The following is a 24,092-nucleotide window of genomic DNA, read 5'->3' as shown; positions in this document are numbered from 1 at the left end:
AAGGGCTGTATTAATCACTTCCTATAGCACATATTATCAATCCCTCAGCATCTATTGATTCGTCTATTTTTTCAGTGATGGTATTATACACGGCTAAATTATGGGCATTGTCATAGGCTATTACGGTAAGTTCATCTCTCTTTGCTTGTGTATCACCAGATTGTGTGAAAATTCCCCAATCATAAAGATTTTTGTATTCCGAATTGATTGAAGATTTACCATAGGAACTTTTTAAATGTTTAATTTTTGGTGTGTGCTGATAACTAGAATTACTAGGATCATTAATAGTGTTACTAGCTTCACAGGTGTTGTTTGTTTTAGAGGTGTGATACCCACTAAATTGCTCATCTCCTAGAGATTTAATAAGTCTTATACCTGTGTAATTATATTTATATAGATAAATACTACCATCTTGTTTGGTAACTTTTGCTTTGATTAATGCGTTTCCAGGATTATGAAATTTTATTGGGCCCTTATCATTTTTACCAAGAGTAATAAAATAAATATAATTAGAGTTAATATCAGCGCTATATTCAAGCTCATTTTTATCAAAGGGTGTTTTAGGATCTGAAAGTGCTCTTAATTCTGCCGATACAGATAGTAATATATTATATGGCTGTGGCTCATAAAAAATTTTATTTTTTTTATCATTATATTGATTATAAACATACATGACTGCTGGCTTAGCCTCAGGATCAAAACGAACTGAATTACTCGCATTCGTCTCATTAGTTTCATTTTCTCCTGTTTTCTGATTAAACATCTTCAATGCCACTTTAATATCTTTACCCACACCAACATGGCTGTCTAATGTTGCGTATAAATATCCTTCACCATCTGTTGTGTATGATGAAACTTCATTTTTAGGGTTATCAGGTTGAGGTTCTGGTAATTCTGCTGTATCGATCTGAGTTTGATCACGCGTCCACTTAACGTTACTAAAAGTATGGCGTTTAATGGCATCAGTTGTGCCTTTTTTAGTAATCAGAGCCCTGTATTGATATTTATCTTTTCCATTACCAATAAGTCGTTTTTTCGAATCAAAAGGTCCACTAGAGCCGCCTTGTTCAACGCCATAAACTTCAATTTTGTTGATATCAAAATCGATTGGTGGTTCTTGAAAACTGATAGGTTCTGAACAATTTTGTTTGGAAGGTTTAGGGCCATTCACAATATTAAGGCAGACAGTTGCCCCTTTTATGACTGGATCCGGATCTTTCTGCGTACTGTACAAGAACACCGATAATTTCCCGCCGGGTTGAGCTGTCATATCTTTTGTATCTGACAGCCAAGTTTCTTTTGGTTTTGATTCTGTAGGCAGGTTCAATTCCCATTTAAATTTGATCTTTTGCTCTGTGTAAGGTGTTGTACTGTGATCAGATTTTAAGACGACATTGGTATCGATTTGGTAGGCTTTTTTTCCGTCAGGTGGAACCGTTCCATTTTTGGGCGTCAGTGTTATTTTTTCAATGGTTGGCCATTTGAATTCCACAGGTGGTGCTGGTTTTACATTATTTTTATTGGTAGAAACGCTAACAACCACATTTGAAGCCTCAACGGTGCTGGTAAGTTCTGCCTTGAATTGGCCGTTTTTAATGTCATAACCTTCAAGAGGTAATTTCTTGAGCGTGATACCTGTAATCTTTGGTTCCCAATCCCAATGCACATTTTCAATTGACTCTGGTTTACCATCGGCATCAGTGATGGTGGCCGTATAAATATAGGTCTCATAAATCGCCTGAGGAGTGGATTTATCTGCTTGGATTGTAATATGTTCCGGCTTAAAAGAGACGGTCTGTTGCGCTTTAACAGCGGCTTGCTCTTCAATGGCGAGTGATACAGCAATGTTATCTACTGCTGCTGTACTGCTCAATGTTGCGTATAAATATCCTCCACCATCTGTTTTTGTATTTGGATATTCGAGATTAAGACCTTTAACTTTTTTATCTGAATCCCATTTGACATTGGCAATGTCCTGATTGGGGACAGGGTTTCCATTAATATCGGCAACTACAGCAGAATAGGTATAATGTTGGCGACCATTTGCGGTTAAAAACGGTTTATCTTTCGGTTTAACTTCAATAATCCCTTTTTGAATATGATAACTCTTGGTGTCAGCAACAAAGGCAACCGAGTTTTTGGCGTTAGCTGGCTGCTGCTTTCCGATAACAAGAGAAACGAGTAGATCATTCATGGCTTCTGTACTGGTTAAGGTTGCGGTTAATTTTCCATCGGGAGCCGTTGTATCACTGTTAGGATGAAGCTTAAGTTTTGGGTTGTGGCTTTCATCTTGACCCCCCTTCGCAATACTCCATTGCATGTTCGCAATTTTCTGTGTGCTCACTGGCTGACCACGACCATCAATGACGATGCCGGTAAAAGTATAGGAATGATGGCCATCAGCGCTTAAGGGGCCTGGAGGATCGACATCCAAGCTATTGCCTTGAATATGGTAGCTGTCCGTATCGGCAATAAAGGACACCGCACGTTCTGCATTAACCGGTGTTTGATTGTCAATGGACAGTGATACCATGACATTCTCTATAGAGTCATTACTTGCCAGGGTTGCGGTTAATTTCCCGTGCTCATCGGTGGTGATATCGCCTTTTTGCGGTTCCCAAATCAGCCCATCTACATTTTTATCTTTACTCCATGCCACATGGGGTATTTTTTGCGTTTTGGCGGGATTCTTCTGATGATCCAGAATCACTGCTGTATATGTGTAGGCTTGTTTACCATTCGCCACTAGGGTCTCTTGGGGGGAAACTGTAATTCTATCGACATAAAAACTGGCAACAGTTTCATTAAAACTGACTTCGCCTACTAATTGCGGAGGCTGGCCATTGAATTGGAGGTAAACTTTGACATTTTTATGTGGCTGAGTGCTGGTTAAGATGGGTTTAAGATTGAATTGCCCATTACCATCAAGCGCAGCAGAACTGGGTTGCTGCCAATTAATGAATTGCAATCCTGACGCTGGGCCGGCTTTAGGTTCGGTGACCCACTGGACGTCATCAAGGGAGATATTTTTTATTGGTGTGTTATTCACCGTATCAAAGGTCACAACAGGGTTAAAGGTATACCCGTCTTCTTTATGACCGGTAGCCGGTAAAGGGCCTGCTGGAATGAAATTGGCTTCTGACTGTTTTTTCACCATAAATGGGCGGACAATGACCATGATTTCAACCGGGACTGATTTTTGGTTATCTTCCATCTCAGCCAAGGCATAAATTTGGTAATTATTCTTTTGGTTATTACCGGGCAAATAATTTGGCAGAGTGACTTTGATTGTTTTACCTGTATTAGAAGAGAGTTTTCCACCGTGTTCTATAAAATCTTTATTGGTTGTCCAGTGGATTTGCTTAACGGATGCATTAGAAGATAATGTCGCTGTAATATCTTGCTGTTCATGGCTGTACCCAATGAGCGTTGCGGGGAGGGACAGCTTTGCGATGGGTTTTTTCTGATGTTCAAGTACGATATTGTTATTTCTTTCCACCAGATCATAACGGCTGCCCGCTAATGTCCGCATCGACGCGACATTTTCTGGCGATAATTGCGCCCTAAGTGAAGTCCCCAATTTATAGTTTAAACTGGCCAAAAATTGAGTTTCAGTATGACCACTTTCGCCTTGTTTATAATCAACGCCTAGCGTGAATAGCGGAATGGGGGTATAAGTCAGGCCCAGTTTCGCCAGACTCGGGTTTTTCTGTTTGGTATCACGGTTGAACAAGGTAATGTTATCGCCAAAATATTGCTCATAAGCGAGTTTGGCGCCCAAATTAGGGTAAGCCGGAAGGAAAAACTCACCCTGAATGTCATAACCGTTAGCAGGGCGCTCATGATAATTTTTAAAACTTCGAGAATCCTGCCAATGGCTTAAACGCCAATACGTATTGGCCGAAAGTTTTATGTAATCTCCCCAAATTTCGCCCCCCAATCCCAGCCGCTGATTTTGCCCGGTAAGATCGTGGTCATAAAATGTATTCAGCCCATACATCCAATTTTGGTAAAAATAACGTCCTCCTAGCCCTATATTAATAGTATTTCGGTTATCTTTGTGGCGATAACCCACTTGAGAAAAGAACAACCAATCGGTTTTGTTATCATAGAAGGGAAGGAATAAATCGAAGGAGCTATTTTCCAGTGTGCCTTTTTTATCTAGCCCGAAGTTAATTCGGGTTGTTCCAAATTGGGATAGCCATTTTTGGGTCTCAGAGGCAACCGTGCTGTTTAATTTGCCTAAAGCATAAGATCTTGCTTGATCTACCAGCCCGGAAGGCGAAGAGGATAAAATATGGCTCGCAGTGTATAAATTTTTCCCAATATCATCAGGGGGTTCAGCGTGTGAGATTTCATTGTTTTTTTTTATATTATTTTTTGTAGGCGTATTAGAACTTAAATTTTTTTGACTTGATTCGTTAACTTGAGATTTTATATTTTCTTTCGCATCTGTTCCTTGTGAAAGTGTTTTATCTGAGGATAAATGTCCTTCTGCAAAGGCGTTTATCATTGCAGGTGGTATTAGTAATGTATAAAGAAAAACAAAAAGAACAATAAATTTACTAATATATGATGACATATAAAATCACCTCGAGGTATTTTGCCTTTGATAGCTCCTATTTTTTAAGTTTTTAGTCAAAAAATGAAGCTATTTCCCTACTATTCTATATTAGTAAGTACTGATAGCTTAGTTATGAAAAGTAATTATCAATTGATAACTAAAGGTTATCTATATTCCTTTCTATATCAAAAAATAAACCGCGACTGAATTTTTTCTATTCAGAAAAATATTCCAGTAGCGGTTTAAGGAAAACTTAGGTTGAATAATTAATTATCATTGATAAAAACGACTGTCATTAAGCTGTTTCAATCTCTGCTGACCAAATTTCGCTATGTGATTCTGTCCCTTTGTTTTTAAAAAGATAAGTTAACTGAATGGTTCCAGGCCGCATCTCATATGCCTCAATCATATTGAGGTCATCATAAGGCATATTGAAAATTCCATAAATATTACCATCTGATTGCTGTTTTATTTCAAAGGGTGGGTATGAGGTGATGCCATTCTTATTAGCAGAATTAATGTATGACTTTAAGGTCACCATAGTCCCTATTGGCACTTTATCTGGTTCTGCATTAGGATCATTAGTTCCTAACACTTGAATAAATAGACCTGTGCCAGCACCATCTGGATACTTAATTATATTGTCGTGATTAACTTGGCCATTATTTGCTATTCTTACACCTCCACCAACACCTAGGCTTGTATAAACAAGACAGCGTTTATAATCTCTTGATACACCATCTTCAGGGCTATATGGTGTTCCTCCCATATAAGTTAATGGCAAAGGTATTGATGTTAATGAACTTCCTGATTCTTTAACGATAATATAAGAAAATGTAGATTTAACACCGTATTTGAAAATTTGATAAGGAACATGAAAATATGGAGCCCCTAATTCACTTTTGGGGTTTGTAATTGTTATATTTTGGCCTGAATATTCAGGATTACCTCCTTGTGTACCAACAAGAAAAAATACGGTGTCACCTGGCGCTGCATGGTCATATTGCGGTATTGTAACGATAAAATCCCTCTCTCCATTTTTAGAGGTCAAATACCCAATGGGATCATAACCTAAAATGCTTGGTGGCCATGCGATCTGGCTACTATCATTAGGTTTTCCGCCATAAAGAGAATAAATGGGACTAGCATAACCTACGTTAAAAATGCCAAGGATGTTAGAGATTAATTGTACTTTTCCTGATAATGATTCTTTTGTGTGAACATAAAGAGTGATTTTCCCCGTTGAATCTGAATTGATCATCATTCCATTTTTATGCTCAAACGAAATAATAGGAAGTATTTTATCACCTGCATCATCAGAAGAATAAGTAAAGAGTTTCAACTGACTGTTTTGGGCTGCTGCTATAAATATGGGCACATTAGATAATGGGTTGTGGTATTTCTGGTCAGTAATGACGGTATGCACTTGAGTGGAGCTCGCGTTTGTTTGAGCATTATTTACATCAGTGGGTTGCAAATACGTATTATCAACAATGAGATTTAATGAAACGGGATCAATATCTTTAGCTGTACGCTTATATTGCCTATTCGTGAAGCCTATAATATTTGAACTAATATCAAATGTAATGTCATCGCCATATTGTGTTTTGGAGTTAACCATACATTCAATGGTGACTGTAGCAGATGTCATACTCTTATTTAAGTCTGGAGTGAAATGAATAGAGGATCCGACAGCCGCTTTGCCTGGGCCTGAAAAACTGATGTTGTTTGATATGTTACTAATTGAAATATGCGCTTCTGGAGTTATTTTTTCTTTTGAATCTACTGTGATGCCAAGTAAAAATATTTGGCCTATTATTAAATCCCCCTTTGCTTCCAAAGTATATTTAACATTCAGTTTGTCGTTATCTAGATTGATTAATTCTGACATATTTAACCTCATTTATATAAAATTATTGGTTTTTACTTTGATGCTATATAGATGGCCAGAGTTACTTCGGCATCCAATGGCAATTTTATTGCAAAATTGTTTTTTACCTAAGACTTCAATAAATAGCCCGGCATTTGTTTTTTTGTGGTTATTGGGATAGGATTTAATATTACCAATCCCAATAATTTTTACATTAGTTGGTAGTGTATATTACTCTCCCTGATACTTTAATGTTAAAGGTAAAGAAGTTCTTGAGCCTGTCCCAGATCGGTAAATGGCTATATAGGAAAATTCAGTCAGAATATTCAAATCAAATATATTATAAGGTAATTTAATAGTGTAATTATCTAACCCCAGATCTTTATTAGGATCTTTCACACTATAATAATGCCCGGTGAAATTTTTTTTTGTATCTTGATTATCTCTTTTAGTGAAAAATAATATATAATCACCATGACTTGCATTATCATAATCTTCTACAGCAACATAAAAATCAGTATTACCATTTGAGATTAAAGGGCCGTTAAAATATCCACTAATATTAGGCCAATGTATGTAATCAAAAATGCTAACAGGTTGATTATTAATAATGAAAACAGGTGTGTTGGCAGCTATTGGATGCTGAGAAGCGCCTGCGACCATAGCACCTAACTCAAGTACAACTGAGAGAGAATGTAATGGGTAAATGTTAAGTTGCACTTTTCCTTCACTATTAGAGTTTATCCATACTCCGCTATTTTGGCCAAATCTTTGCGTTTTAATTTGAGCGGTTGGGGTAATATTATTATAAAAATTGACTTTATTCAATTTTGCATCTGATTGAACATCGGTTATAAATATATATGCATTAGGTAGTGGACCACTTTCACCCATTAATGTTGTTGTTACAGGAGCAACGACTGTTCCGCTGGGAGGAATATTTTCTCCTAATGGCGCCTCTAAATAGGAACTTTGGTTTTCAATTGTCAGGGATAATGAATCTAAATTGATTGTTCTTGCAGTACATTTAATATCTATTGCATTAACCATTGGCATGTCAGTTGTAATGGTAAATGTAATTTCATCCTTGTCATTTATTGGAGCATTATTTGGATTTGTTACACTCAAATAAACCGTCACTGATGATAGGGTTCCACTTCCACACAAGGGCAGGCTTGTAATAGGCGTGCCGTTTGGCGTTAGGAATGTAATGTTTTTAGTGTGCTCAAATTTAATGTTAGGTGGAATACCTTGGGGTTTGTCTGTTGTTAATGTAACAACCAATGGAATAATTTGCCCTATTATAAAGCTAAAATTATTTGTTAATTCTATATCGTTTGGCAAATATGCGGTTAATACACCTTTATTTTTATCCGTCATTTTATCACCTCATGTGAACTGTATTTGTGTTATTATTTATAGCTGCTAATTGAGCCTGGTTTGATGCGACTAATAAGATGGGGAACATTTTCATGCTAATTTTTATGAAAAATAAAAACCAATGAAAAATAATTATCATTTGATAGGGGTTTTATATCACTGCACCATATAATTAACGTGATAATCACATTTATTTAATTGAAAATATCATAATTAAGTAATTGATAATGCTTTGTCTGAAATAAAATTATTAAAGATATTTCAATTATTATTACGGTAAGCAAAAATAAAACACATAAAAATAAAGCAGTATATTCTGATGTATACCCATGGATTTCAAAACACAGCGTGATGGCAAGGAAGTGACAAATTCGTTGAGAACGAACTTGCTCAGCTAAAGGGCGCTCTTCTAAAAGATGGTTTTAGGTGAGAGGCAGTCACCTTTCAGTCATCCCCAGGTATGCAGATAAGCGCATGTCTAAAAAACGACAACGGGTCTGAGCGTAGCGAACAAATAGGAAATGAGATAAAGGGCATATTAAGGCCAGCAACAGTGTACAATTAACAAAGCCGAAGCTGGGATGAAACAAAGGCATAACCAAACTTCCAAGGTGATGCACTTCACATTTATTTCACTCTTTAGGTATAACGTGTAAAATAGCAGCATATTTGTGTTAGATGAGTGTAGCGGCGTCCTGCCACGCTGCATCCATGTAACATTTTTTCAAATAGCTAAAACGGTAAAAATACTTGTCAATTAATAACTTAAGAAATATCGCCATCATCGCGCACGTCGACCATGGCAAAACCACGCTGGTTGATAAACTGCTGCAACAGTCCGGTACTTTCGGTGAGCGTGCTGCAACTACTGAGCGCGTGATGGATTCCAATGATCTGGAAAAAGAGCGTGGCATTACCATTCTTGCGAAAAATACCGCAATTAAGTGGAATGATTACCGCATCAACATCGTAGACACCCCAGGGCACGCCGATTTTGGTGGTGAAGTTGAACGTGTAATGTCAATGGTTGACAGTGTGCTGCTGCTGGTTGACGCGATGGATGGCCCAATGCCACAAACTCGCTTTGTAACCCAGAAAGCGTTTGCACATGGCTTGAAACCAATTGTGGTTATCAACAAAGTTGACCGTCCTGGCGCACGTCCTGATTGGGTTGTGGATCAGGTGTTTGACCTGTTCGTAAACCTTGGTGCAACTGATGAGCAGTTGGATTTCCCAATCGTTTATGCTTCTGCACTGATGGGGATCGCAGGTAACGATCATACTGATATGGCTGAAGATATGACTCCTCTGTATCAAGCAATCGTTGACCATGTTGAACCACCTAAGGTTGACTTGGACGGTCCATTCCAGATGCAGATTTCTCAGCTGGATTACAACAACTACGTTGGCGTTATCGGTATTGGCCGTATCAAGCGCGGTTCAGTAAAACCAAACCAAAACATCACCCTTATCGATAGCGAAGGCAAAACACGCAACGGTAAAGTAGGTAAAGTCTACAGCCACCTGGGACTGGACCGCATCGAAGCTGACAAAGTGGAAGCGGGTGATATCATCGCGATTACTGGTCTGGGCGATCTGAACATCTCTGATACCCTGTGTGAAGTGAATGCGGTTGAAGCATTGCCTGCACTGGCGGTTGATGAGCCTACAGTCAGCATGTACTTCTGCGTAAATACTTCACCGTTCTGTGGCCGTGAAGGTAAGTATGTGACTTCCCGTCAGATCCTTGACCGCCTGAAAAAAGAGCTGGTTCACAACGTAGCACTGCGTGTTGAAGAAACTGAAGATCCAGATGCATTCCGCGTTTCTGGCCGTGGTGAACTGCACTTGTCTGTTCTGATTGAAAACATGCGTCGTGAAGGCTTCGAGCTGGGTGTTTCCCGTCCGAAAGTTATCTTCCGTGAAATTGATGGTCGTAAGCAAGAGCCATTCGAGCAGGTGACTCTGGATATCGAAGAGCAGCATCAGGGCGATGTGATGCAGGCACTGGGTGAGCGTAAAGGTGAAATGCGTGACATGCTGCCAGATGGCAAAGGCCGTGTTCGTCTTGATTACGTCATTCCAAGCCGTGGTCTGATCGGTTTCCGTACTGAGTTCATGACCATGACTTCTGGTACGGGTCTGTTGTACGCAACATTCAGCCACTATGATGATGTTCGCCCAGGTGAGATTGGCCGCCGTCAGAATGGCGTACTGATCTCTAATGGTCAGGGTAAAGCGGTTGCTTACGCACTGTACAGCTTGCAGGAGCGTGGTAAATTGCTGCTTGGTCACGGTACTGAAGTGTATGAAGGCCAGCTCATCGGTATTCACTCACGTTCTAACGACCTGACTGTTAACTGTCTGACCGGTAAGAAACTGACTAACATGCGTGCGTCAGGTACGGATGAAGCGACAACACTGACTCCACATATTAAGAAATCCCTGGAGCAGGCGTTGGAATTTATCGATGACGACGAACTGGTTGAAGTGACTCCGCAGTCAATTCGTCTGCGTAAGCGTCATTTGACTGAAAACGATCGCCGTCGTGCAAGTCGTAGCAAAGATGCTTAATTGCTTAATACGCATTGCGTAATGGCAAGTTGAACATGAAGAGCTTAGGGTGTTTCGGCACCCTGAGTTTTTTTATAACCCCGCGTTTTTCCCTAACTATCAATTTCTCTTAATCTTTCCTGTTATATATTTCCGATTTTTAATTTTTGCAGTTTTAACTATTTCCTTTCGAGTTTTAACTATCTCCCCCTAAATATAACCGCAATTCAGCAAAAAGCAGTTTGTTTGTTTTTTTGTCTACTTACCCTTTTTTCTGAATAAAATTATGATAAAAGTAACGCACGATGAAAATCAGTCGGGAGGGGTTATGCTGTATATTTTCGATATGGGTAATGTAATTATTGATATTGATTTTAAAAGGGCTCTGGCTGTCTGGAGTAATCTGAGCGGGACACCATTGGCAACATTAACCACCAAGTTTTCATTGGGGGAGCTGTTTGAAAAACATGAATACGGGCAAATCAGTGATGCTGACTTTGCAGAAATGATGTGTGATGAACTGGATGTTTCACTCAGTTTCGAACAATTTGCTGAAGGATGGAATGCAATATTTATTGATGTCAGGCAAGACGTCATTGAAATAATGAATAAATTGCGTGAGCAAGGGCATCGTGTGGTTGTACTGTCAAATACAAATCACCTGCATTTTGAGTATTGGCCAGAGCATTACCCTGAGATTGCGGCATCAACCGATTTCCTTTATTTATCTCACAATTTGGGCGTACGTAAACCGGAACCCGGCATTTTTAAACATGTACTTGAGAAAGAAGGTGTGGCAGCGGATCAAGCCATTTTCTTTGATGATGTTTTGGAACATGTTGATGCAGCAAAAGCATTGGGTATCAACGCTATTCATGTGACTGACAGGAATGTCATCCCTGCTTATTTTGGTAAGCATGATTTTTCACTTCCCACAGAAGCTTAATATCTTCCGCTCATTCAGGCGGGAAATGTTTTCCTCCACTTTACCTTGCCCGGATAGGGCAAGGACTACAGGTAAGAAGAATGATCGCATTAATACAACGTGTAACACAGGCAAAAGTTGTTGTTGAAGATGAAACGATTGGAGAAATTGGACAAGGATTACTGGTGTTATTGGGGGTCGAAAAAGAGGATGATCCACAAAAAGCACAGCGATTATGCGAAAAAGTAATGAAATATCGGGTATTCAGCGATGAACAGGGAAAAATGAACTTGAATGTTCAACAAGCGAATGGAAGTTTGCTGGTCGTATCTCAATTTACATTGGCTGCGGATACTCAGAAAGGCTTAAGGCCCAGTTTTTCCGGCGGGGCTGAACCGCAAAAAGCAGATGAACTTTATCGCTATTTTGTTGAACAGTGCCGTATAACTGGTGTAAAAACAGAAATGGGGAAATTTGCAGCGGACATGCAAGTCAGTTTAACAAACGACGGACCTGTGACTTTTTGGCTGCAAGTATAACGCCGGTTACAAGTATAACGAAATAAAGTAACCCATCTAGTGCTGCGCGTTCCCTTGACTACACACGACAACACACAAGAGAAGGGGCTGTTTTTATGTACCACCTGAGAGTACCTCAAACAGAACAAGAGTTGGAAACCTATTACCAATTTCGTTGGGAAATGCTGCGTAAGCCGCTCCATCAGCCCATTGGTTCAGAGAAAGATGGTTACGACTCGATGGCTCATCATCAAATGGTGGTGGATGAACATGGTAATCCGCTTGCTGTTGGGCGCTTATATATCAATGCGGATAGCGAAGGGGCAATCCGTTTTCTGGCGGTTCATCCTAATGTACAGCGCAAAGGATTGGGTACGCTGATTGCGATGGCACTGGAATCTGTTGCCCGGCAGGAAGGGGTGAAACGGGTTGTTTGCAGTGCGCGGGAAGATGCAGTTGATTTCTTCGGCAAGCTGGGCTTTCAAAACCGTGGGTTGATCAATGGTGCCAAGGCCACACCCATTAACCATTTCTTGATGATCAAACCCATCATGACCCTTGATGATATTCTGCATCGTCCGGATTGGTGTGCTGAATTGCAGCAAGCCTGGCACAAACATATTCCTTTGAGCGAAAAGATGGGATTGCGGATCACACAGTATACCGGCCAGCGTTTTATTACCACCATGCCGGAAGCCGGCAATCAGAATCCACACCATACTATTTTCGCGGGCAGCTTATTTTCCCAGGCAACGTTGACGGCTTGGGGGCTGATTTGGTTGTTGTTGCAGGAACGCCAATTGGGCGGTGACATTATTCTGGTTGATGCCAATATTCGCTATCGGCAGCCGATTACGGGACGCCCCAGTGCAACGGCTGATTTCAATAACATGAGCGGCGATTTGGCTCGTCTTGCCCGGGGCAGCAAAGCGCGCGTAAAACTGGAAGTGTCTTTGAGCGGCGAACAGGGCGTCGGTAGTGTGTTCACCGGTACCTACATTGTTCTGCCGCCTGAACGTTTTGCTACAGCCTGATTTTTGTGCAGCCCTGTTCTGTTACTGCGTGTTTGTCTGCTGCTGAGTGTTCTGCCTCATTGGTATCCACGGATGAATGGGCTGTCGGAGAACAGCGGTTCGTTGAGATCAAACCTTGCTCAACAGACTGTAATTCTTTGTTTGATGCCTTATCTTCGGCAGCCAGTGTACCCGTGATGCTTCCCTTAATATCATCGGCGGAGAGGTTGCCGGTGATAGCGAGTGAGAAATTCCCTTCGCCTTGAATGTGCAACGGAACCCAGCCCCACTGGGGAAGAATGTCCAAATTTACATTCATCCCTTTGAAACTAAAGTTAAAAGGTGTTTGGGATGGGTGTTGTTCAGCCGTGCCGGTAAGTTGCAGTAAGCCATCATGGGTAAAGGCATTGAATTTATCAATGGTGACTTTCTCATCGCTGGCATGTAATTGCAGATAAGGCCGGTTAACTTCAATTTTGTTGAATGTTGCTCCGGCAGCTTGCAGAGATGCCTGACCATTCCACAATCCCCATTTGCCCTCTTTCAAGATCTCCATTGTATCAACATGGCCTGCAAGGGTAGTCAGCTGGAGCGGAAAACGGGGATTGGTATCAATCAGCAACGTGTTATTGATGGTAATGTCATTTAGCTTTAAACCCGATATCCATGTTGGTGCCGCTGATTTGAAATAGTGGAGCCAATTTGCTGGCAAACTATAAAGTAGCCCTGATACTGAACTGTTTTTGAGAATCAGTTGCCGATTTTTGCGATCCCACTGAGATTGGATGTTGAACAGCCCTTTTTGATAATGGGTTGTCAGATTGGCAATGGTAAACAGAGAACCAGAAAAACGCAGCTTCCCAAGCGTATCGCTGAACTGTGCATTGTTGAAGGTGATATCCATGGCATTAAAATCGATCAATCCATCTTCAGCCTGCCAACTGCCATTGACCAGTCCCACGTTTTTAATTGTGCCGTCCAGATAGTCGACAGACCAATTTTTTCCTTGCACTTTGGCATTGGTGATATTGAGATCTTTGACGTAAAGCGCCGGAAGGCGGCTGATTTTCGCTATCAATGCCTCCAGAGTGTCAGGAGACTGCCAGCGGATATCATTAACCAGAAGATTGTTCCAATGCCAACTGCCATCGGGTGATTGCTGACCGTCTCCAGAAATGGCTCCTTGCAAGAATGTCGCACCGAACGAATCAATATTCAGGGTATTATTTTGGTAACGGCCTTGCACAACGACATTTTCAACAGGAATGCCATTCCACTGAATTGAGTTGGCGCTGAATTGATATTGGCCATGACCAAATGGCTCCCCAGCCGTTGGGAACCAAGGCGCGATCCCTCCGGTGATGTTTTCCCCTTTAATGTCGGCCTTGGGGGTCTTGAACTGAATGTTCATTTGATTCAGCTGTAAAATATCTGCTTTCAGGGCGGGAGGAAATTGACTGCCAGATAATGTTAATGCTCCCTGCTGTAAAGTGAAACGTTGGAATCGCTGGGGAGTGAATAAATCTTGCCATTTGAAATCGATGTTAATGAGGTTGGCATTCAGTGAGACAGGGCTTTGTTTATCGTGAATATCCACATGGTTCAATGTCAGGCTGAAAGGGGAGCGCCAGTGATGGCTGATGCTTTCAATGCTAACCTGATAATGCCCTTGCCGGTTGAACCATTGGCTTAATTGTTTAGCACCCCAATGTGTCTGAATAACAACATAGAAGACGATGATTGCCAGAATCAATAACAGTAAAAGGGTGATAACAAATTTCCCTAGCCACTTCATGATCTCACCTCCATTTCCCCCAGAAAGAAGCTCTTTTATGCCGCAAAAAGGATGTGTACTCAAGAGACGATAGTGTCAAAAATAAGAATGAGTCCTTTTTTGACGATGTTAGTTTAAATATTGCGAATGACTGCGCAAAAATATGAATGATTATGAATGAATAACTATGGCTGTATAAAAGACAAAAGAAAACTCCCGCTGGGCGGCGGGAGGAATAAACATTCAGCCTGTTGGTTTTATCTTTCTGGCGGAAAAATCAGGTTAAGCAGAATGGCTGTCAGGCCACCAGCAGCAATTCCCGAAGAGAGTATGTTTTTCACCCAATCAGGGGAAAATTGCAAAATCAGGGGTTGTTGGGAAACGCCCAAACCGACTGCCAGTGATAAGGCGATAATCATAATTGCACGGCGATTGAGCGGCTCACGGGAAACGATTCTGACACCAGAAGCCGCAATAGTACCAAACATCACAATCGTAGCGCCCCCCAAGACGGGTTCGGGGATATGCTGTACAAAACCGGCGACGGCGGGGAATAATCCCAATAAAACCAACATGGAGGCAATGAGGTAACCAACATGGCGGCTGGCAACGCCGGTCAGTTGGATAACGCCATTATTCTGGCCAAAGCATGAATTTGGAAATGTATTGAATATCGCAGAAACCATGGAATTGAGACCATTTGCCAGCACGCCTCCTTTGATGCGTTTCATATATAGCGGGCCGCTGACAGGCTGCTCAGAAACATCAGAAGTGGCCGTGATATCACCGATAGTCTCCAGCGATGTCACCATAAAAATCAAAATGAGAGGGATCAATAGGTTCCAGTCAAAAGTGAGTCCGTAATAGAACGGAGAAGGAATTGAGATAACAGGGACATCTTCTTTTGGCATGGCTTGGGGAAGCATGCCCATGTACCAAGCCACCAGATAGCCTGTCGTCATGGCAATGACCAGAGAAGCAACCCGCAGATAAGCGTTATTTTGGCGATTTAGCAGGATGATAACTGCGAGGACAACACCCGCCAGAAGCAAATTTTTCGGTGCACCGAATGTACCTTGCTGAATTGCAGAGTAACCACCGCCAATTGAAGTCAATCCGACTTGTATCAGCGACAGGCCGATAATCATGACCACAATGCCGGACACCAGAGGTGTAATGACTCTCCTTGCCAGATGCAACATGCGGGAAAGTACAATTTCGGTTGTTGAGGCAATCATCAGCGTACCGAATAACGCAGCCATCATGGTTGGAATATCTGCTCCACCATTCTTTAGCGCCAGTCCGCCCATAATCAGTGGTGCAACAAAGTTAAAGCTGGTTCCTTGAATTGAAAGCAGGCCAGAGCCAATGGGCCCCAACGAGCGAATTTGGATAAGTGATGCCAGACCTGAGGCAAACAAAGACATGCTGATAATGCGCTGTGTATCTTGCTCTGGAAGCCCAAGTGCCTGACAAATTAACATCGCCGGCGTAATAACGGCAACGAACATTGCCAGCAAATGCTGACATGCAGCGAATAAAGCGTGAGGAAGTGGCGGCTTATCTTCGAGGCGATAGAGCAATTCACCGTCTGATTTTTTGGAAACTTCTGATGAATTGGATTCACGAACGGAATTGAGCATGTTGTGAAATTCCTGATAAACAAAAAAACGCAATTTAAATGATCTATATTATTAAAGCAATCGTTTGCGTTTAATTTTCATTATAAAAAACGACTTAATTCCGTCACATTTTTAAATGTTTTAACTTGTGTTTATTAATAATTTTCTTTCTAATCCAATCCCTACCTGCTCTTGGCGTTTTTATAGGATGATTATAACGTCACATTAAGTTTACATAATATTAACAATGGAAGAGGTACATAAATGTATCATCTGGATATTTATGGCACGCTCGTTGCTGCCACTCTTGTTTTGCTACTAGGAAGAAAACTCGTACAAACAGTTCCATTTCTCGAGAAATATACAATCCCCGAGCCAGTTGCCGGCGGATTATTAGCAGCCTTCGCTCTGCTGGTAGTGAAACAGTTTACGGGTTGGGAGGTTTCGTTTGATTTATCTCTCAAAGATCCCCTCATGTTAACTTTCTTTGCCGCAATCGGCCTGAATGCTAACCTTGCCAGCCTGAAAGCTGGCGGAAGATCACTCGTTATCTTTATTTTCGTCGTTGTTGGCCTGTTGTTTGTGCAAAATACAGTGGGTCTTGCATTGGCGAAAATGCTGGGCCTCGACCCACTGATGGGGCTGCTGGCTGGTACTATTACGCTTTCAGGCGGGCATGGCACTGGCGCAGCATGGGGACAGATTTTTACCGAACGTTATGGCTTTGAGAGTGCGACAGAAGTCGCGATGGCCTGTGCGACATTTGGTTTGGTCTTGGGCGGTCTGATTGGTGGCCCGGTAGCGCGTTTTTTGGTGAAAAACACCAAAACCCCGGGTTTGAGCGCAGATGACACTGAGATCCCGACTGCATTTGAGAAACCGTATACGGGCCGACTGATTACCCCATTGGTCATGCTGGAAACCATTGCCATGATCTCAGTCTGTCTGCTGGCTGGCAATTATATTCAGAGCGCATTGAAAGGCACTCCTTTTGAATTACCCACTTTTGTGTGTGTGCTGTTTATCGGTGTAATACTCAGTAATGGTTTATCCATGCTTGGTTTCTACCGGGTATTTGACCGTGCGGTTTCCGTATTGGGTAACGTTAGTTTGTCGCTGTTCCTTGCAATGGCGCTGATGAGCCTGAAATTATGGCAACTGGCTTCCCTTGCATTGCCGATGTTGATCATTCTTTCTGTTCAATCTGTGGTCATGGCGCTGTACGCTATTTTTATCACTTATCGGGTGATGGGAAAGAATTTTGACGCGGCAGTCCTGTCGGCAGGCCACTGTGGTTTTGGCTTGGGAGCAACACCTACTGCTATTGCGAATATGCAGGCAATCACTGACCGTTTCGGGCCATCTCATGTGGCGTTTTTACTCGTGCCGATGGTTGGGGCGTTCTTTATTGATATCGTGAACGCAGCCATTATCAAATTGTATTTGTTGTTGCCAGTCTTTCCATCCATAGCAGGTTAAATTAATTTTCTTTTAACTTGCCTGTATTCTGGCGATATATGCCGTTGAGTCTCTCAACGGCATTTTTTTGCTTGTTGATTGGCATTCAGTGATAAGAATTGAAATAAATTATTTTATATTTAAATAATATTAAAAAGCGTAAGGATTAATCATTCATAAATATAATTTATGGAAATAATAAATTATCTATCTGTAAAGAATATAGTTAATAATATTTCTAAATTCGCATAATAATTAGTTTCTTTCTATGGACAAACGCTATATAAGATAAAATATCACTGCCAAGGATAATAATAGCTATGTCAAAAAATCTTTCTATTACGATACTCACCCTGGCCTTATTTACGACAACTTTTGCTGTTAACCTGCAAACGCCTTTATATAGTGTTTATGCCGCACAAAGCGATGTTGGGGCAACTGCGGTGACTGTCGCTTTTGCTGCTTATGTCGCAGGGTTGATGCCAACTTTGCTTTTGTTGGGAGGATTGTCGGATAGAATTGGCCGCCGCTTGCCCATTACAATGGCTTTATTGCTTGCAACAGCAGCGACGGTACTTTTGGTTTTATTCCCCAATTGGGAAAGCCTTTTTATTGCACGGGTATTGCTTGGCATTGGAACAGGATTGGTCACAACGGCTGGTACAGCCTACATGACCGAAATTATGGGCGCGAATAATATCCGGCGTGCTACCTTGGTAGTCACATCGTCCACCTCACTGGGTTTCGGCGGAGGCGCTTTGGCGACGAGTTTAAGCCTCGGGTTACAAGGCCCAACCCTCATGCCTGCCAGCTTTGTTGCCCTATTTGCAATCGCTCCTGTCCTTGCCCTCATTGGGCTTAAAATGCCGCGTCTTGACGTACCCCAGCGGGTATCACTCCTCCGGTTCCCGGTATTTCCTGAGAAAATATGGGTATTTGGTATTGCTATGGCTTTGGCATGGTCAACCACGGGCATGATCATTGCGGTTGTACCGTTGGCGTTAAAAACGCAGAATCTGGATGGCTGGACAGGGTTTGTTATTTTCTTGGCGATCTTTGTTGGCTTTCTTTGTCAACCGATTGCCCGCCGAATGACAAATCAAAAAGCACTTTCTTTGGGATTATTGTTAACCCCGCTAGGCTTTTTTGTTCTCCTTGCCGGACTATGGGTTCAATCAATAATACTCATATTGGCAGGAACCGCGATTACCAGTGCATCAAGCTATGGTTTCACTTATCTTGCCGCGTTATTCGAGTTCTCTTCAAAAGCCCCGGATAATCGAGCCAGAGCAACCGCAGGCCTGTTTATTTACGCTTATATAGGGTTCTCTCTTCCGGTGATTGCGAGTGGCGCTTTAGCTGATCAGTTCGGTTTGCTGCCAGCAATGGTGATATTCTCGGTAACCCAGATAATCATCACGTTGGTTACGGCTTGGTTTTGGCGAAAAGATTTTCTCAAGTCCTGATTAAGCGTGACTGTATTGCGAACGATCCGGCAGCCAGCGCTCAATCAGGGCCTTGGCATGTTCAGGATAGTGCTGGTGGATATAGCGGGCGATGCGTTGGACTTCGGGCAACATACTTTGGTCACGCAATAAATCCGCTATCCTGAATTCGGCATTGCCGGTTTGACGTGTACCCAGCAATTCTCCCGGCCCACGGATTTCCAGATCTTTTTGGGCGATGACGAAGCCATCGTTGCTGTCCCGCAAAACTTGCAAACGTATTTTGGCCGTATTGGTCAATGGCGTTTTATAAAGCAGAACACAATGGGAAGCCACGGCGCCACGACCGACACGCCCGCGAAGTTGGTGCAATTGGGCCAACCCGAGGCGTTCGGGGTTATCGATGATCATCAGGCTGGCATTGGGCACATCAACCCCGACTTCAATGACGGTAGTCGCAACTAATAGCTGTAACTCTCCTTGTTTGAACGCCTCCATAATGGCTTGTTTTTCAGCCGATTTCATCCTTCCATGGACTAAGCCAATTTTCAGTTCAGGCAATGCGAGAGTCAATTCTTCACTGGTTGCCTGAGCAGCCTGTGCTTCCAATACTTCAGAATCTTCTATCAGAGTACATACCCAATAAGCCTGACGCCCTTCATCCAAACAGGCACTTTTAATGCGCTGGATAATGTCATTGCGGCGGGTATCAGGAATAGCAACGGTTGTAACTGGTGTCCGGCCGGGGGGTAATTCATCAATGATGGAGGTATCCAGATCAGCATAAGCCGTCATTGCCAATGTGCGTGGAATGGGAGTTGCTGTCATGATCAATTGATGGGGATGGAAGCCTTGCTCCCGGCCTTTTTCCCATAATGCAAGGCGTTGGTGCACACCGAAACGGTGCTGCTCATCGATGATAACCAACGCAAGGCCTGCAAATTTTACCTGTTCCTGAAACATGGCATGAGTACCGACAACCATGCTTACCTGACCACTCTCTATCGCGTCTTGCTGTGCCTGTCGCGCCTTGCCTTTCTGCTTGCCTGCCAACCAACCAACCTGAATACCCAAGGGTTCAAGCCATTGGCGAAAAGTGTTGGCGTGCTGCTCTGCCAGCAATTCGGTAGGCGCCATCAATGCCACTTGTTTGCCGTGGGCAATGGCACGGATGGCGGCCAATGCGGCAACCAGTGTTTTCCCCGAGCCGACATCCCCTTGTATCAACCGCATCATAGGGACATTCTTCTCCAGGTCATGCTCTATTTCTGCAACGACACGAGTCTGTGCGTTAGTGGGTGAGAATGGTAGTTGACGCAAAAATTGCTGTTTCAGTGAATCACCCGCCAGAAGGGGTTGCGCATGAAAGCGCTGGGCTCCCGCCCTGACCGCCAGCATACTTAAGTGGTGTGCCAGCAGCTCTTCCAGAATCAATCTTTTTTGAGCTGGATGCCGGCCATTTTCCAAATCAGTCAGAGAAATATCCGGCGGAGGATGGTGCAAGGTATGCAATGCATTCGGCAAGCTGATTATCTTCCGGCTGAAGTCCTCCGGCAATAATTCATTGATGGCGCAGGTGTCCAGTATTTCCAATGCTTGTTTGATTAATTTTCGCAGCGTTGTTTGACGCACACCTTCAGTCGTGGGATAGATGGGCGTTAGCGTCTCTTGCAATTGAACGGTGTTTGCGTGTTGCTGGACTTTATATTCGGGATGAATTATCTCCGGCCCTTGATTGCCACGACGGATTTCACCATAGGCAACAATGTGTTTTCCTTCTGCCAAGTTATTTTTCATGGCAGCGGTGAAATTGAAAAAACGCAGGGTTAAAACACCAGTCCCATCACTGATCTGGCAGGTCATGATGCGCCGCCGACCAAAAACCACATTGGTACGTAATATTTCACCGGTTATTGTGGCATAAACGCCGGGCAGTAATTCATTGATAGTATACAGGCGGGTTTGATCTTCGTAGCGCAGAGGCAAATGCAAAAGCAAATCCTGGAGATTGACCAATCCCAATTTGGCAAGTTTAGTGACCTGACTGGCTCCAACACCACGCAGCGTGGTTAAAGGAATGGCATCAAGCAATTGGCCTTTCATGGGATATCTATCTCCGTTGGTGTGATTTATTTCCTTTTTGATGGAGCAGTCGTTGCCTGCATTGCTGCCCACCATGCTTCACTTGCGATGATTTGCCCCTGTTTATCAATCAACGGCTGTTCCAGACCTTTACGGCGAGAAACGGCAGCCAATACGGGATATCCCCCTTCAAAAAGCAGTTTTTGTTGCTCTTCTTCTGGCAACGTACTCTCTTCCCGTTGGTACATGCCTGCCAATTGGCGCTGGCGTTGTGCCTCATAGAGGATAAGCGCAGATGCAACGGAGACATTCAGGGATTGCACCATACCTGCCATCGGAACAATGATGTCATGATCGGCCAAGGCGATAGCCTGTTTTGAAATGCCTTTTTTTTCTTGGCCCATAATGATGCAGGTAGGTTTAGTGTAATCAATTTGGCGGAAATCGACTGCTTTATCAGAAAGATGGGTTGCCAATACCTGCATGCCATCGGCTTTAAATTGTTGGACAGCATGTTCAATTGTGGTGTGCTTTTCCACCTGAACCCAGCTATTACTGCCTGCTGCGGAGGAGAGCTGAGTTCTTAATTGCTCTGTGGGCCAGATAGCGTGGATGCGGTGGATGCCAACAGCATCCGCCGTACGAATGACAGCGGATATGTTATGAGGTTTATGGACTTCTTCTAAACAAATCGTCAGGTCTGGTTGACGCATTGCCATCATCTGGCATATCCGGGCGTAACGTTTAGGATTCATAACCTCTAGTTTCGATTACGGCTAACTCGCATCACGTCTGGCATAACACGTATCTTACGCATGATATTTGCCAGTTGGATACGGTCTTTGGTCGTCAGCCTGATGAAAGCACAGTAGACGCGGCCATCTTTTTCCTCAGTATTCATGCTTTGAATGCTGGAATTTGCATCGTTAATGGCTGCGGTCAGATTGGCCAGTGCACCTTGATGGTTAAACATATCGACTTTAATTTCGGCAATAAAATCGCTATTGATATCTTTATCCCACTCGACAGGCATGAATTTTTCCGGTTCTTTCTGGTATCCACGGATATTTCGACAAGATTCGTGGTGAATAACCAGACCTTTTCCCGGGCTGATATGGGCAATAATTGGATCACCAGGAATTGGGCGGCAACATTTGGCAAAAGTAATCAAAATGCCGTCAGCGCCCTTGATTGGCAACTTGCGGGATGAATTTCCGTTGTTGTTCGGAACCTTCTCTGCTGCACCAAGTAATAAATTGCGGGCGACGACGACACTCATCGCGTTGCCCAGCCCGATTTCCGTCAATAAATCATCCAAAGTCGCGAGTTTCATTCTCGCCAGCTCTTTGTCGATATTTTCCTGCGGAATATCGGCAATCTTAGTGCCGTTACCCAAAGCATGATTGAGCAAGCGGCGCCCCAGCCCAATTGAATCATCCCGTTTCAGGTTTTTCAGCAACTGGCGGATTTTGGCCCGTGCCTTGGAACTGACGACAAAGTTTAGCCATGCCGCATTGGGCCTTGCTCCCGGTGCCGTGATGATTTCAACGGTCTGACCGCTGCTGAGTGTTTGTGAGAGAGGGTAAGGCAGGCGATCAACGCGGGCACCGACACAAGCATGGCCGATATCTGTATGAACAGCGTAAGCAAAGTCAACAGGGGTGGCGCCAGCCGGTAATTCAACGATGCGGCCTTCGGGGGTAAAAACGTAAATCTCATCAGGAAATAAATCAGATTTCACGCTTTCAATAAATTCAAAAGAACTTCCGGCACTTTGCTGAAGTTCCAACAAACTCTGCATCCAGCGCTGGGCACGAACTTGCGCAGTTGTGCCCGATTCCCCTTGTTCTTTATAGGCCCAATGCGCAGCAACCCCCATTTCAGCCATCTGATCCATATCTTCGGTACGGATCTGAACCTCAACAGGCACACCATGCGGGCCGATAAGAGAGGTATGCAGGGATTGGTAGCCATTGGCCTTGGGGATGGCAATATAATCTTTTACTCTTCCTGGGCGCGGCTTGTATAAGCTGTGCATTTGCCCCAGCACGCGATAACAGGTATCCAGATTATTGACGATGACACGAAAAGCGTAAATATCCATGATGGAATGGAAACGCTGTTCTTTGAGATGCATTTTTCGATAAATGGAGTAGAGATGTTTTTCGCGGCCGCTGACGATACATTTAATGCCAGCATCCGTTAACCTGCCTTCAATCTCAGACAGAATTTTCTGAATCATCTCTTTGCGATTACCGCGTGCGGCTTTGACAACCTCTTTAATTACACGGTAACGATTGGGATACAGGGCTTCAAACCCAAGCTCTTCCAGCTCTGTTTTCAGGTGATGGATACCCAAACGATGGGCCAGAGGGCTATAAATTTCCAGCGTTTCCCTGGCAATGCGCCGCCGTTTATCTGGGCGCAGGGAGCCAAGGGTTCGCATATTGTGTGTGCGGTCTGCCAGTTTGATCAAAATGACGCGGATATCCTGCACCATTGCCATGATCATTTTACGGAAGTTCTCGGCTTGTGCTTCTTTCTTATCACGAAAGTTCAGCTTATCCAGTTTGGATACACCTTCCACTAAGCCGGCAACGGCCGTACCAAATAACTGCTCTATATCCTGAAATGTGGCTGGGGTATCTTCAATAACATCATGCAGAAGAGCCGCCATAAGTGTTTCATGGTCAAGGCGCATTTCCGCCAAAATGCAGGAAACGGCAACAGGGTGAGTAATGTATGGCTCACCACTGGAGCGGGTCTGCCCCTCATGGGCATCCCGCGCAACCACATAGGCCTGCTTAAGTAGATCGATTTGATCTTCAGGCAAATATTTCAGAACAAGCTGATTCAGGCTTTCAAACAGGTACAAGGCAGACCTACCG

14 protein-coding genes are annotated in these 24,092 nt (G+C 43.2%); 6 read left to right on the top strand and 8 right to left on the bottom strand.

The features are described 5' to 3' along the window. Positions 1-10: 10 nt before the first annotated feature. The 3 genes from BM100_RS07890 to BM100_RS07880 all read right to left on the bottom strand — a co-directional run bounded on the left by BM100_RS07890 (position 11) and on the right by BM100_RS07880 (position 7,814). A complete protein-coding gene (locus BM100_RS07890; RefSeq protein ID WP_092509663.1) occupies positions 11-4,582 on the bottom strand; it encodes an inverse autotransporter beta domain-containing protein in 4,572 nt (1,523 codons plus the stop codon). A gap of 277 nt (positions 4,583-4,859) precedes the next feature. Then, complete coding sequence (locus BM100_RS07885; RefSeq protein ID WP_092509661.1) at positions 4,860-6,455, bottom strand: hypothetical protein; 1,596 nt, start codon at positions 6,453-6,455, stop codon at positions 4,860-4,862. A gap of 210 nt (positions 6,456-6,665) precedes the next feature. Further along, a complete protein-coding gene (locus tag BM100_RS07880; protein ID WP_092509659.1) occupies positions 6,666-7,814 on the bottom strand; it encodes a hypothetical protein in 1,149 nt (382 codons plus the stop codon). Between the two features lie 750 nt (positions 7,815-8,564). On the opposite strand from BM100_RS07880, the gene typA reads away from it, so the two are divergent. The 4 genes from typA to fabY all read left to right on the top strand — a co-directional run bounded on the left by typA (position 8,565) and on the right by fabY (position 12,844). After that, the gene (gene typA / locus BM100_RS07875) at positions 8,565-10,388 is read left to right on the top strand and encodes a ribosome-dependent GTPase TypA (protein ID WP_092509657.1); all 1,824 of its coding nucleotides are present in this window, start codon (positions 8,565-8,567) and stop codon (positions 10,386-10,388) included. A 307-nt stretch (positions 10,389-10,695) separates the two neighbouring features. After that, the gene (gene yihX, locus BM100_RS07870; RefSeq protein ID WP_092509655.1) at positions 10,696-11,313 is read left to right on the top strand and encodes a glucose-1-phosphatase; all 618 of its coding nucleotides are present in this window, start codon (positions 10,696-10,698) and stop codon (positions 11,311-11,313) included. Positions 11,314-11,393: 80 nt separating this feature from the next. After that, the gene (gene dtd / locus BM100_RS07865) at positions 11,394-11,831 is read left to right on the top strand and encodes a D-aminoacyl-tRNA deacylase (RefSeq protein WP_092509653.1); all 438 of its coding nucleotides are present in this window, start codon (positions 11,394-11,396) and stop codon (positions 11,829-11,831) included. Positions 11,832-11,926: 95 nt separating this feature from the next. Then, positions 11,927-12,844, top strand: a complete 918-nt coding sequence (gene fabY, locus BM100_RS07860) for a fatty acid biosynthesis protein FabY (protein WP_092509651.1) — start codon at positions 11,927-11,929, stop codon at positions 12,842-12,844. Here the strand turns inward: fabY and BM100_RS07855 are convergent. Together BM100_RS07855 and BM100_RS07850 are read right to left on the bottom strand one after the other, a co-directional pair. Then, a complete protein-coding gene (locus BM100_RS07855; protein ID WP_244590602.1) occupies positions 12,834-14,618 on the bottom strand; it encodes a translocation/assembly module TamB domain-containing protein in 1,785 nt (594 codons plus the stop codon). The two genes, fabY and BM100_RS07855, sit on opposite strands and share 11 nt — an antisense overlap. A 236-nt stretch (positions 14,619-14,854) precedes the next feature. Next, complete coding sequence (locus BM100_RS07850) at positions 14,855-16,240, bottom strand: nucleobase:cation symporter-2 family protein (protein ID WP_092509649.1); 1,386 nt, start codon at positions 16,238-16,240, stop codon at positions 14,855-14,857. A 243-nt stretch (positions 16,241-16,483) separates the two neighbouring features. On the opposite strand from BM100_RS07850, the gene gltS reads away from it, so the two are divergent. Then, positions 16,484-17,698: a sodium/glutamate symporter gene (gene gltS, locus BM100_RS07845; RefSeq protein ID WP_092509646.1), complete on the top strand. Its 1,215-nt coding sequence runs from the start codon at positions 16,484-16,486 to the stop codon at positions 17,696-17,698. Between the two features lie 299 nt (positions 17,699-17,997). Further along, positions 17,998-19,143: an MFS transporter gene (locus BM100_RS07840; RefSeq protein ID WP_092509644.1), complete on the top strand. Its 1,146-nt coding sequence runs from the start codon at positions 17,998-18,000 to the stop codon at positions 19,141-19,143. On the opposite strand, the gene recG is transcribed toward BM100_RS07840, so the two are convergent. Genes recG through spoT form a run of 3 tightly spaced genes read right to left on the bottom strand, consistent with a single transcriptional unit; the run spans position 19,144 to position 24,079 of the window. Further along, positions 19,144-21,225 carry an ATP-dependent DNA helicase RecG gene (recG, locus tag BM100_RS07835; protein WP_092509642.1) on the bottom strand — a complete coding sequence of 694 codons (2,082 nt, stop codon included), beginning with the start codon at positions 21,223-21,225 and terminating at the stop codon, positions 19,144-19,146. A 26-nt stretch (positions 21,226-21,251) separates the two neighbouring features. Beyond that, a complete protein-coding gene (gene trmH, locus BM100_RS07830) occupies positions 21,252-21,959 on the bottom strand; it encodes a tRNA (guanosine(18)-2'-O)-methyltransferase TrmH (protein WP_092509640.1) in 708 nt (235 codons plus the stop codon). A gap of 5 nt (positions 21,960-21,964) precedes the next feature. Next, positions 21,965-24,079 carry a bifunctional GTP diphosphokinase/guanosine-3',5'-bis pyrophosphate 3'-pyrophosphohydrolase gene (gene spoT / locus BM100_RS07825; RefSeq protein ID WP_092509638.1) on the bottom strand — a complete coding sequence of 705 codons (2,115 nt, stop codon included), beginning with the start codon at positions 24,077-24,079 and terminating at the stop codon, positions 21,965-21,967. Positions 24,080-24,092: the final 13 nt, after the last annotated feature.

This window comes from Xenorhabdus mauleonii, from assembly GCF_900113945.1.
GTDB lineage: Bacteria > Pseudomonadota > Gammaproteobacteria > Enterobacterales > Enterobacteriaceae > Xenorhabdus > Xenorhabdus mauleonii.
Note: the sequence above shows the minus strand (reverse complement) of the source record. Positions and strands in the feature narration are given on the sequence as shown.